Origin of the sequence: Pseudomonas sp. MWU16-30316 (assembly GCF_020515645.1) — a bacterium.
GTDB classification, from domain to species: domain Bacteria; phylum Pseudomonadota; class Gammaproteobacteria; order Pseudomonadales; family Pseudomonadaceae; genus Aquipseudomonas; species Aquipseudomonas cerasi.
The window spans coordinates 225,850-237,071 of the sequence record NZ_JAIZAZ010000001.1 but is presented as its reverse complement, the minus strand read 5'-3'; the positions used below and the strand labels follow the sequence as shown (position 1 = coordinate 237,071).

Genomic DNA, 11,222 nt, shown 5'->3' with positions numbered 1-11,222 from the left:
TCTGTTTAAAAGAATAGGCCTGAGGCTGAGGCAGAAGATTGCTAATATTGCGGATTGAAACATTACTTGCGCAATTTTTGACTTCAGATGAATAATCCAGCGCAATTGAATTGATAATGGGGTGCATCGTGAGCAAGCTCGACAGATACGACCTGAGCATTTTGGCTGAATTGCAACGGGACGCACGGATATCCAACCAGGAATTGGCCGAACGCATTGGTCTGTCGCCGTCGCCCTGCTCGCGCCGGGTCAAGCAACTGGAAGACGACGGTTACATCGTGCGCCAGGTTGCCCTGCTGGACCGCAAGAAACTGGGCCTGAACCTGACCGCCTACGTGCTGATCGGCATGGACCGGCACACACCCGAGCGCTTCGAGAACTTCGAGCAGCAGATCCGCAACCTGCCTCAGGTACTGGAATGCAGCCTGGTGACCGGCATGGACGCGGACTATCAACTGAAGGTGGTGGTGCCGGACATGGATCACTATCAGAAGCTGCTGTTGGGCCATCTGACCCGCATCGAAGGCGTGACCAGCGTCAAGTCGAGTTTTGTCCTCAATCAAGTGCTGGCCAGCACCGAAATGCCGCTGACTCACCTGCGCAACTGAGCCAGCACCGGTATCACAGTTTTGCGGCGACTTCCCTGTACTGGCCCTGATCCAGGCCCTCCAGCGTCCAGTCGCCAATCCTGACCCGCACCAGCCGCAGGGTCGGCAAGCCGACGGCAGCGGTCATACGCCGCACCTGCCGATTGCGCCCTTCCTTGATCACCAGCTCCAGCCAGCTTGTCGGCACACTCTTGCGAAAGCGCACGGGCGGGTTGCGCGGCCAGAGTTGCGGTTCATCGAGCCGCCGCGCTTCGGCGGGCAAGGTCGGCCCGTCATTGAGCTGGACACCGTCGCGTAACTGCTGCAACTGCTCATCGCTCGGCTCGCCTTCGACCTGTACCCAGTAGGTCTTGGCCAGCTTGTGCTTGGGATCGGCAATGCGCGCCTGCAATTGGCCGTCGTTGGTCAATAGCAGCAAACCTTCGCTGTCGCGATCCAGACGCCCGGCCGGATAGATGCCGGGGATCTTGATAAAGTCCTTGAGCGTGGCGCGCCCCTCCTCATCGCTGAACTGGGTCAGCACGTCGAAAGGCTTGTTGAACAGGATCAGCCTGGGCTCGGCCGGTGGCGCTTTGGCGACACGCCGGGCAGTGCCTGTCGGTGTGGAGGCAGGACGGCGGGAAACGGGGCGTTGGGTGCGGGACATGAGAATTCGGCAATCGGAAAACAGAAAGGGCCACTTTAGTGGCCCTTGGTGCAAATACCAATCTATTAACGGCAAGCCATCAACGGAATGGCGGCTCGTCGAAGCTGCGTAGTTTGCGTGAGTGCAGCGAGTTCACCTCGGTACGCAGCAGGTCCAGCGCAGCGATGCCGATTTTGAGGTGCTGACTGACAGCACGCTCATAGAACGCATTCGCCGAACCCGGCAGCTTGATTTCGCTGTGCAGCGGCTTGTCGGATACACACAGCAACGTGCCGTAAGGCACACGCAGGCGATATCCCTGAGCAGCAATGGTGCCGCTTTCCATGTCGACCGCCACTGCGCGCGACAGGTTGATCAGCGGACGTTCCTGAGCCCAGCGCAGTTCCCAGTTACGGTCGTCATAGGTCAACACCGTGCCGGTGCGCAGGCGCTTCTTGAGCTCTTCGCCGCGCTCGCCGGTAATCTGCGCCGCCGACTCCTGCAAGGCCAGTTGCACTTCGGCAAGCGCCGGAATCGGGATATGGGGCGGCAGTACGCGGTCGAGAATCCCATCGCGACGCATGTAGGCGTGAGCCAACACGTAATCGCCGATGGTCTGCGACTGACGCAGGCCGCCGCAGTGACCGATCATCAGCCAGCAATGCGGACGCAGCACCGCAAGGTGATCGGTGATGTTCTTGGCGTTGGACGGGCCGACGCCGATGTTGACCAGCGTCACGCCATGACCGTCTTCGGCGATCAGGTGGTAGGCCGGCATCTGATAGCGGTGCCAGACCACGCTGGCGACGATGGCCTGGGCTTCTTCCTGGCCCATGCTCTTGTCGACCACCACGTTACCCGGCAGGACCATGCGCACGAAACGCGGGTCTTCGCGGAGCTTTTCCAGGCCGTGCAGAATGAACTGGTCGACATAGCGATGGTAGTTGGTCAGCAGAATCCACGGCTGCACATGGCGCCAGTCGCTGCCGGTGTAATGCACCAGACGGCGTAGCGAAAAATCCACCCGCGCAGCGTCGAACAGCGCCAGTGGCAGCGGATCGACGTTGGCCCAGTCGTAGAGGCCGTCGGCAATGCCGTCGGTGGCAGCCGACAGGTCGGTGCTCGGGAACACTCGTGCCAGCGCCGCCGCGGTGACGCCCGTGCCGGCCAGCTCATCGCCCTGCTCGACCACGTAAGGATAAGGAATGCTCTGCTCGCTCATACCCACTTCGACCGTCACGGTGAAATCGTTCATCAGCGGGACAAGTTGTTCGAGCAGGTACTTTTTGAAGGCCTTGGGCTGCGTGACGGTGACGCTGTAAGTGCCCGGCAGTTGCACCTTGGCGTAGGCGCGCGTGGTGACCGGCACTTCGCCCTGGCATTTGTAGACCAGACGCAGTTCCGGGTAGCTGAATTGCGCTCGCTCTTCGGCAGTGGGTTCAATGCGGTCTTTCAGGTAGCGCTTGAGCGCCTGACTCAGCGCACTGGTGGCGCGTTCATGCAGCTCGGCGAGCCGTTCTACAGCCTGCTCGGCGGTGTCGACAACAACAAAGGCTTGGGTCACGATTCATGTCCTGTCTGATCTTGCAGACGTGCATCGTAACGGGTTCGCGTGCTCATGCCACCTGCGGCGAGGCCCTTTGCAGCAATGTTTCTACGTCAACACCCTTGGGCAAAGCGCCATACACCCGCCCGCCAGACACCAGTCGACCGGCAATGAAGCCGTCACTGACCGCCGCGTTACCCGCTTCCAGCAACAACTTGCCCTGCAAGGCGATGGCGATGTCTTCGGTCAGTTGGCGGGCGCGGTACTGAATGTCGCCAGTGTCCTGAAACGCCGCCTTGAGCTTGCCGATATGTGCCGCCAGCTGCCGGTCGCCATGTCCGTCGCCCAGTTCGTCGAACAGCGCATCGAGTGCGCCGGGCTCCTTGGACAGGGTTCGCAGCACGTCCAGGCATTGCACGTTGCCGGAGCCTTCCCATGTCGAGTTGACCGGCGCTTCGCGGTACAAGCGGGGCAGAATGCTGTCCTCGACATAACCGGCGCCGCCCAGGCACTCGGCGGCTTCGTTGATCATGGCCGGGGCGCGCTTGCAGATCCAGTATTTGCCCACTGCCGTGACCAGACGCACAAAACGCTTTTCGTGGTCATCATCCAGGTGATCAAGCGCGCGCCCCATCCGTAGGGTCAGGGCCAGCGCGGCCTCGCTTTCCAGTGCCAGATCAGCCAGCACGTTCTGCATCAACGGCTGCTCGGCGAGCAACCGGCCACTGACCGTACGGTGCGCGCAATGGTGAGTCGCCTGAGTCAGCGCCTGACGCATCAGGGCACTGGAGCCAATCATGCAGTCGAAACGGGTCATGGCGACCATTTCGATGATGGTCGGGACGCCGCGCCCTTCTTCGCCGATCATCCATGCCAGCGCGCCACGAAACTCGACTTCGCTGGAGGCGTTGGACCAGTTGCCGAGCTTGTTTTTCAGGCGCTGAATGTAAAACTCGTTACGCGTGTCGTCCGGCCTATGGCGCGGCAGCAGAAAACAGCTGAGGCCCTTGTCGGTCTGCGCCAGGGTCAGGAATGCATCGCACATCGGTGCCGAGCAGAACCATTTGTGCCCGACCAGCTCGTAGGCCTGGCCGGGGCCGCCTGCTCCCACCGGGAACGCACGCGTGGTGTTGGCGCGCACGTCGGTGCCGCCCTGCTTCTCGGTCATGGCCATGCCGATGGTCGCGCCACGCTTGTGCGCAATGCCCACGTTGCGTGGATCGTACTCAGTCGACTGCACCTTGGGCAGCCAGATTTCAGCCAGATCCGGTTGCAGCCTGAGCGCAGGAACGCTGGCGAAGGTCATGGTCAGCGGACAGCCGCTGCCAGGGTCTGCCTGGGTATGCAAATAACTCATGGCCGCACGCGCCACGTGAGCGCCGGGCTGCGGATCGGTCCATGGCAACGACGGGATGCCATGCTCGATGGCCGTGCTCATCAACTGGTGATACGCCGGGTGGAACTCGACCAGGTCGATGCGGTGCCCGTAACGGTCATGGCTGGCAAACTCAGGCTTGTGCTGGTTGGCCAGAAAGCCCGCCGCCATCAGCGGGCCACCTGCCAGCGCACCGTAGGCATCGATACGCGACTGCGCCCAGCCCGCCCCGAATCGCCTGCTCCATTCCTGAAGTGGCACGTCGATACGGTAAAGGTTTGCCCCGTCCAGCGGCGGCGGTTGATTGGTGACTTCGTGGGTTTCGGCGAATTGATTCAGGTTCATGAGTCATCTCCTGCCTGAGTACACACACAACATGCACACAGTGAATCACGCACCCGGCCCTCGCAAAAGTGCCGTAGCCGCCTAACCGTCGGCGCTTTCAGCTGATGACGCTATAAGGCCGCTTATATACCCCATTGAGCCTTGAGTTCAGGCGCCCTGCGCACCGCGCCCGGCACGACCATCAGCATCGGCACGCTCAGCGTGAAACAGCTGCCCTTGCCGGGCTCGGAACGATGACTCAGTTCGCCGCCCTGCAACTCGACCAGTTTCCGGCAGATCGCCAGTCCGATGCCCAGCCCGCCGTATTCGCGGGTCATGGAGCCATCGACCTGAAAGAAATGCTGATACAGCCGGGCTTCGTCCAGGCGGCTGAAGCCGATACCGCTGTCCATCACTTCGACCCGCAGGTACAGGCGCTCCAGGTCTTGTGGATGGCCACTGAAACGCACCTGCACCGCGCCCTTCCGGGTGAATTTGATCGCGTTGTCCACCAGACACTCGATGCACTGGTAAAGCTTGCTCGCGTCACCACGAAGGCTCGGCGGCAGTTTATCGTCCAGATCGAGCGTCAATATCAGGCCCTTGGACTGAGCCGCGCCGCTGAAACGCTCCTCTAACCTGTCAGCCAGATCCTCGGGGGAAAACGCCTCGCAGTCGGCGTACAGCACACCGGCCTGCAGCTCGGTGAGGGTCAGGATACCGTTGATCATGCTCATCATGTCGCGTGCCGAACTGGCGGCGGTTTGCTGATACATCTCGACTTCGTCGTCCATGTCCAGCGTCTGCATGACCTCCAGCGATCCGATCACCCCGTTCATCGGCGTTCGCAGCTCATGGGTGAGCGTGGCAAGGAACTCGTCCTTCAGCCGGTTGCTGTTGGCCAGTTGCTGGTTGAGGCGCTCCAGATCCTGACCGGCGGCCAGCAAGGTTTGCGCCTGCTGCCTGCGGGCGTGGTTGATACGGTCGGCCAGCGCCATCGACAGGAAGGCCATTTCCAGCACCGTGCCGATGTGCGAGGCGTACATGGTCAGGAAGGTATTGGGCAGATAGCCAAGCAGCATCAAGCCGAAGATCAGTCCGCTGACCATGAATACCGACCAGGCAAGTACGAAGTAGCGCCCGACCCGTTCGCCTTTGATGACCGCAACGATACCCGCCAGGTAGATCGTCAGAGAGCCCGCCATGACCAGCTGAGTGGCACCGCGCAGAGCCGGCCCGTAGCTGAGGAACAAGGCCATGAACATGACCAGTACGGCAGCGCCGATAACCGCCAGCAGCAGCCGGTCCAGCCAGCGGCTCAACTGCGCGGTGCCCAGAAAGCTGCGCGAAAACTGGCATGCGAATAACGTCGCCAGCGACATCAGGAAGGGGGTCGACGCATTCGCCCACCAGGGGCTGTCAGGCCACAGGTATTCGATGGCGACGCCGTTGATCGACATCTGATAAAGCCCGAACGAGGCGACATACAGCAGGTAATACAGGTAATCCACCTCACGAACGCTGAGGTAGATGAACAGGTTGTAGACCAGCATGCCCAGGAGCACGCCGTAGATCAGACCGAAGACGTAAACCTTGGTGGGCTGAGCGTCCAGATACGCGTGGGTAGACCAGAGGTTGAGCGGTGCCTGAACAGAGCCTTCGCTGCGAATACGCATGTACAGGGTTCGCGCCTGGCCCGGCGGCAGGTCCAGCTGGAAGAGGTAGTTGTTCTGGGCGAACTGGCGGCTGGAGAACGGCAGCATGTCTCCGGTCTGCCAGACCCGCCCGGGATTACCGTCGGCATCCGGGACATAGAAATCAACGTGGTCCATTGGCGGATAGGCCAGCTCCAGCAACCAGTCGTTATGGATGCTGGCGTCCGTCGGGCGATAGGTCAGCTCGACCTTCAGCCAGAAGGCGGAACGCGAATAACCGGCGTTGAAGGTCCCGGCAGGCACGGGCTGAAAGGCACCGGCGTGAGCGGCGGCGCTGACGCTTTCGATGGTCGCCTCGCCGGTCGGGTCTTCGAATACCTGAATGGCACGGCCCAACGGCAGAAAACGAGTGTTTTCATCAAACTCGACTGCATGACTCTGCAACGGCAGCCAAAGAGCCAGAATGATCAACAGATAGCGCATTGAAGCCCCAAGGTAGGTCGTCGCGTTCAATCCATCCATTGATTACGACGTCCCGCAAATTTCTATCCTTGAAACAGGCTAATGATTCAAACAGACCGTTGAACGTGCACATGTACCGGCAGACATCAGTAAAGACCCGAACCGTCACTTGTCAGCCTTGCCACTCAAGCATAGCCGCTAATAGCTTAAAGACAGTATCGCGATCAAAATCAAGGCAATAGCTCTATATCGGTGACCGCAAGGCAAACATGAGTACTTTTTAAGGTTTTGTCGAGCCTGCCGTTGTCACCGATCGGGCTCAATCCGCAAGAAAAAACCGGCACCCCGAGCGGCCCGCGAAAGGTTTAGTGATAAGCTCGCGCACCATGAATATCTATAGCTCCCGCCCCGTAGTCCTTTGCCTGTCCGGTCACGACCCTAGTGGCGGCGCCGGTATGCAGGCCGATATAGAAGCCCTGCTCGCCCAAGGCTGCCATGCCGCTCCGGTGATTACCGCGCTCACCGTGCAAGACACGGTGAACGTCAGTGATTTCCGCGTGCTGGATCGCGAATGGGTGATGGCGCAAGCCAATGCAGTCCTCAACGATTCGAGCGTAGCAGCCGTCAAGCTGGGCATGCTGGGGTCACTGGAAATGGTCGATACGGTAGTCGAACTGCTTCTGGCCCACCCGAATTTGCCCATGGTCTGTGATCCGGTACTACGCGCTGGCGGCGGCGGCAGACTGGGCAAGGACGAGGTCGGCTACGCCATGCGTGAACGCCTGTTGCCCCTGTCGACCATCGCCACCCCGAACCTTCCGGAAGCCCGCATCCTTGCCGAGCTTCCCGAAGGGACTGCGGACGAGTGCGCCGACAGACTACTGCCGTTTTGTGAATATCTGTTGATCACAGGCGGACATGGTGATGAGCAGCAGATCCATAACCGTCTGTACCTGCATGATGGCCGGACCCACACTTTCGTCTGCGAGCGTTTGCCCGGCAGCTACCACGGCTCTGGCTGTACCCTGGCCAGCGCACTGGCCGGGCGCATCGCCCAGGGTGAAGAGCTGGTCAGCGCGGTGAAGTCGGCACTCGACTACACCTGGCGGACCCTGAGGGATGCCGAACAGTTGGGCCGGGGGCAATTCGTGCCACGTCGGCTGCCGCTGGATTTTTGCTCGTAACACATCGCCATGAGGGTCGATTCATGAAACTGCGTGGCCTGTATGCCATTACCGACAGCCAGTTGCTGTCCGGAAAATTTCTGTCGTATGTCGAAGCTGCGCTGGACGGCGGCGTGACGCTGCTGCAATACCGCGACAAGAACAGTGACGAGTCCCGCCGTCTGCGTGAAGCGACCGAACTGCTCAAGCTCTGCGAGCGCTACAAGACCCGACTGATCATCAACGATGACGCTGAGCTGGCTGCGCGGCTGGGGGTGGGCGTGCATCTGGGACAGTCCGACGGCTCGCTGCCCGATGCCCGCGCCCTGCTCGGACACAAGGCGATTGTCGGTGCCACCTGTCATGGCCGCGTGGAGCTGGCCGAGCAAGCCAAGGCTGACGGCGCGACGTACGTGGCATTTGGCAGGTTCTTCAATTCCCTGACCAAGCCTGGCGCCCCCGCTGTACCGCTGGACCTGATCGCTCAGGTGCGTGCCAGGGTCCACCTGCCGATCGCGGTGATTGGCGGCATTACCCTGGAGAACGCACCGCAACTGGTTGAACACGGGGCCGACCTGCTCGCCGTGGTGCACGGCTTGTTCGGCGCTGAAAACACTCAGGAAGTGACGCGCCGGGCAAAAGCTTTCACGGCGTTGTTGTAGAGCGGAATGGTCGTGGGCCAGAACCGGGCGACGCTTCGTTTTCTCGCGAAGGCGATGGTTCAGAATGCTCTGTTTTCGGGGCCTGCACTGCCCCCTTCGCGAGCCAGTACGTGGATCCTCCTTCATTTGATATAGTGCGTGTTCCTGCGCCTTCTCTGGCTCATGCCACCCAATAAAGCAGCCCACCCTGAAGCTGCCCGCCTCGGCTGATCCCAGCGTAGACACGAATTCCCCCGTTTCAAAGCAGAGACCCGATCATGTCCCGTTCCGAAACACTGTTCGCCAACGCCCAAAAACACATCCCCGGCGGCGTCAATTCGCCGGTTCGCGCCTTCAAGAGCGTGGGTGGCACGCCACTGTTCTTCAAGCACGCTGCGGGCGCCTACGTGACTGACGAAGACGACAAGCGTTATGTGGATTACGTCGGCTCCTGGGGCCCGATGATTCTTGGCCATAGCCACCCCGACGTGCTCGACGCCGTGCGCAGCCAGCTGGAACACGGCCTGTCCTACGGCGCACCGACGGCCATGGAAACCGAAATGGCCGACCTGGTCTGCGAACTGGTGCCATCCATGGAAATGGTTCGCATGGTCAGTTCGGGCACTGAAGCGACCATGAGTGCAATCCGTCTGGCCCGTGGCTTCACCGGCCGCGACAGCATCCTCAAGTTCGAAGGTTGCTACCACGGTCACTCCGACAGCCTGCTGGTCAAGGCCGGCTCCGGTGCGCTGACCCTCGGCGTGCCCAGCTCGCCTGGCGTACCTGCCGCTTTCGCCAAACACACCCTGACCGTGCCCTTCAACAACCTCGACGCCGTGCGTGACCTGCTGGCCGAAGTGGGTCAGGAAGTGGCGTGCATCATCGTCGAACCCGTGGCTGGCAACATGAACTGTGTGCCGCCTGCGCCTGGCTACCTGCAAGGGCTGCGCGACCTGTGCGACGAGCACGGCGTGGTGCTGATTTTCGATGAAGTGATGACCGGTTTCCGCGTTGCCCTCGGTGGCGCACAGGCTTACTACGGCGTGACGCCCGACCTGAGCACTTTTGGCAAAATCATCGGCGGCGGCATGCCGGTCGGCTGCTTTGGCGGCAAACGCGAAATCATGTCGCACATCGCACCGCTCGGCCCGGTCTATCAGGCCGGCACCCTGTCGGGCAACCCGCTGGCGATGGCGGCCGGCCTGACCACCCTGCGTCTGATCAGCCGTCCGGGCTTTCACGATGAACTGAGCGACTACACCCGCCGCCTGCTCGAAGGCCTGCAACAGCGCGCCGATGCCGCAGGTATCCCGTTCGTGACGACCCAGGCCGGCGGCATGTTCGGCCTGTATTTCAGCGAAGCCGACCAAATCGTGACGTTCGAAGACGTGATGACCAGTAACTCCGAGCGCTTCAAGCGCTTCTTCCACCTGATGCTGGAAGGCGGTGTTTACCTCGCGCCGAGCGCTTTCGAAGCGGGTTTCACTTCCATCGCCCATGGTGATGCCGAGCTGAAACTGACACTGGATGCCGCAGAAAAGGCATTCGCTGCGCTGAAATAAGCTCGTCAGGCATCACTCGCGCAGGGTGTCAGTGAACCGGCGCGAGTGATGACTGCGAATGAAACTGAACGTTAAGTACGTATTTTGCTTCTACAATGCAATGCGAACGCTGCACAGACACGCTGACAACAACCCTCTTTCAGGTAATCCGCCCGTAAAAAAGGATGTTTTCAGGCCGTGCAGCAGAAAATCCGTAAAGACTTTGTAAGGTTGGCTCTGCTTATTTCATAATGCGCAGCCAGCACGTTTAGCTGGTCGGGCATGCCCGCACCTTTTTCAGAGGTAAGTCGACTCCCATGAACCGCACCGGCCGCACCCTTGTATTGGGCTGCCTGTTGCTTGTCTATCCTCTGCTGGCAACTGCCGGCGGCAACTCGTTGTTAGTCCCGGCGATGGGTCGTTGCACCCTCAATACCCAGCCAGAGAACCTGCCTGCAGCGCTCGAAGCCTGCCAGCAGGCCGCCAAGGGTGGGGACGCGCAGGCGCAGTACGAGTTGGGTGAGTTCTATTACGAGGGCAGAAATGCACCTCGCGATTTGTCGCAGGCGCTGAATTATTTCGAGCAGGCTTCGCTGCAGGGCCATGCCAAGGCGCAGTATCAACTGGGCTTGATGTTCAGCCGTGGTGAAGGTGTGCAGGCCAACAACATTCAGGCCTACATCGTGCTGAAGATGGCCGCGGTCAACGGTTCGGAAGACGCGCTGGACGCTGCCGACGAAGTCTCGGCGAAGATGCAGCGTGACGAGCTCGAAGTCGCCACTCAGGTACTCGGGCAGATTTTCCGCAAATACCTGCTTGAACTGCAGACCGCCGAAGGTCGCAGTCCTTTTTCTCCGTTGCCCTGATCAGGAATCCTTCAGGGCAATCGCGATTCACACCTGCAACGCTTACTTTTCCGGCATCGGCATGGGGAACGGCATCACATTGCTGCTGCCGCGCGCTTCGCTGATCTTCGGCGTGCCCATGCGTTCGACTTCATCGATGCGCACAATCGAATGCATCGGCACGAAACTGCGCACCACACCTTCGAACTGGGCCTTGAGCTTCTCTTCGCTCGGGTCAACCACAACGGTCGTGCGCTCGCCGAAGACGAATTCTTCAACTTCCAGAAAGCCCCACAGATCACTTTGGTAGATCTGCTTGGCGTACATCTCGAACACCTGTCCCTGGTTGAGGAAAATCACCTTGTAGATTGGAGCTTCGCGTTTGGTCATAACGGGCGGGTAACGATCGGAGATGAAAAAGGGGCACGGACTATAGC

Annotated in this window: 10 protein-coding genes; 5 read left to right on the top strand and 5 right to left on the bottom strand. The window is 60.5% G+C overall.

Annotation, left to right across the window (positions count from 1 at the left end):
• Positions 1 to 116 precede the first annotated feature (116 nt).
• Positions 117 to 608 (top strand): Lrp/AsnC family transcriptional regulator, encoded by a 492-nt coding sequence (locus LCH65_RS01225; protein ID WP_003419292.1) that lies wholly within the window; start codon positions 117 to 119, stop codon positions 606 to 608.
• 13 nt (positions 609 to 621) lie between these two features.
• On the opposite strand, the gene LCH65_RS01220 is transcribed toward LCH65_RS01225, so the two are convergent.
• The 4 genes from LCH65_RS01220 to LCH65_RS01205 all read right to left on the bottom strand — a co-directional run bounded on the left by LCH65_RS01220 (position 622) and on the right by LCH65_RS01205 (position 6,616).
• Positions 622 to 1,254 carry a pseudouridine synthase gene (locus tag LCH65_RS01220; RefSeq protein WP_003368776.1) on the bottom strand — a complete coding sequence of 211 codons (633 nt, stop codon included), beginning with the start codon at positions 1,252 to 1,254 and terminating at the stop codon, positions 622 to 624.
• 79 nt (positions 1,255 to 1,333) lie between these two features.
• Entirely contained in the window at positions 1,334 to 2,797 is a 1,464-nt protein-coding gene (amn, locus tag LCH65_RS01215) for an AMP nucleosidase (RefSeq protein ID WP_226439064.1), read from the bottom strand.
• Between the two features lie 52 nt (positions 2,798 to 2,849).
• On the bottom strand, positions 2,850 to 4,499 hold the full coding sequence (locus LCH65_RS01210; protein ID WP_058417071.1) for an acyl-CoA dehydrogenase family protein: 1,650 nt from the start codon (positions 4,497 to 4,499) through the stop codon (positions 2,850 to 2,852).
• 122 nt (positions 4,500 to 4,621) lie between these two features.
• On the bottom strand, positions 4,622 to 6,616 hold the full coding sequence (locus LCH65_RS01205; protein WP_226439246.1) for a 7TM diverse intracellular signaling domain-containing protein: 1,995 nt from the start codon (positions 6,614 to 6,616) through the stop codon (positions 4,622 to 4,624).
• Between the two features lie 365 nt (positions 6,617 to 6,981).
• Between LCH65_RS01205 and LCH65_RS01200 the strand changes: the two genes are divergently transcribed.
• The 4 genes from LCH65_RS01200 to LCH65_RS01185 all read left to right on the top strand — a co-directional run bounded on the left by LCH65_RS01200 (position 6,982) and on the right by LCH65_RS01185 (position 10,806).
• The gene (locus LCH65_RS01200; RefSeq protein WP_065350604.1) at positions 6,982 to 7,779 is read left to right on the top strand and encodes a hydroxymethylpyrimidine/phosphomethylpyrimidine kinase; all 798 of its coding nucleotides are present in this window, start codon (positions 6,982 to 6,984) and stop codon (positions 7,777 to 7,779) included.
• A gap of 23 nt (positions 7,780 to 7,802) precedes the next feature.
• Positions 7,803 to 8,420, top strand: a complete 618-nt coding sequence (gene thiE, locus LCH65_RS01195; protein ID WP_003368782.1) for a thiamine phosphate synthase — start codon at positions 7,803 to 7,805, stop codon at positions 8,418 to 8,420.
• A 257-nt stretch (positions 8,421 to 8,677) separates the two neighbouring features.
• Positions 8,678 to 9,961 carry a glutamate-1-semialdehyde 2,1-aminomutase gene (hemL, locus tag LCH65_RS01190; RefSeq protein ID WP_226439063.1) on the top strand — a complete coding sequence of 428 codons (1,284 nt, stop codon included), beginning with the start codon at positions 8,678 to 8,680 and terminating at the stop codon, positions 9,959 to 9,961.
• A gap of 296 nt (positions 9,962 to 10,257) precedes the next feature.
• Positions 10,258 to 10,806 (top strand): tetratricopeptide repeat protein, encoded by a 549-nt coding sequence (locus LCH65_RS01185; protein WP_226439062.1) that lies wholly within the window; start codon positions 10,258 to 10,260, stop codon positions 10,804 to 10,806.
• Positions 10,807 to 10,848: 42 nt separating this feature from the next.
• Here LCH65_RS01185 and LCH65_RS01180 read toward each other — a convergent pair whose 3' ends face one another.
• Positions 10,849 to 11,175 carry a DUF1820 family protein gene (locus tag LCH65_RS01180; protein WP_003368785.1) on the bottom strand — a complete coding sequence of 109 codons (327 nt, stop codon included), beginning with the start codon at positions 11,173 to 11,175 and terminating at the stop codon, positions 10,849 to 10,851.
• Positions 11,176 to 11,222 lie beyond the last annotated feature (47 nt).

Coding starts and splice junctions, on each gene's coding strand:
- LCH65_RS01225 (WP_003419292.1), top strand. CDS start 117: ATGGGGTGCATCGTGAGCAAGCTCGACAGATACGACCTGAGCATTTTG.
- LCH65_RS01220 (WP_003368776.1), bottom strand. CDS start 1,254: ATGTCCCGCACCCAACGCCCCGTTTCCCGCCGTCCTGCCTCCACACCG.
- LCH65_RS01210 (WP_058417071.1), bottom strand. CDS start 4,499: ATGAACCTGAATCAATTCGCCGAAACCCACGAAGTCACCAATCAACCG.
- LCH65_RS01205 (WP_226439246.1), bottom strand. CDS start 6,616: ATGCGCTATCTGTTGATCATTCTGGCTCTTTGGCTGCCGTTGCAGAGT.
- LCH65_RS01200 (WP_065350604.1), top strand. CDS start 6,982: ATGAATATCTATAGCTCCCGCCCCGTAGTCCTTTGCCTGTCCGGTCAC.
- thiE (WP_003368782.1), top strand. CDS start 7,803: ATGAAACTGCGTGGCCTGTATGCCATTACCGACAGCCAGTTGCTGTCC.
- hemL (WP_226439063.1), top strand. CDS start 8,678: ATGTCCCGTTCCGAAACACTGTTCGCCAACGCCCAAAAACACATCCCC.
- LCH65_RS01185 (WP_226439062.1), top strand. CDS start 10,258: ATGAACCGCACCGGCCGCACCCTTGTATTGGGCTGCCTGTTGCTTGTC.
- LCH65_RS01180 (WP_003368785.1), bottom strand. CDS start 11,175: ATGACCAAACGCGAAGCTCCAATCTACAAGGTGATTTTCCTCAACCAG.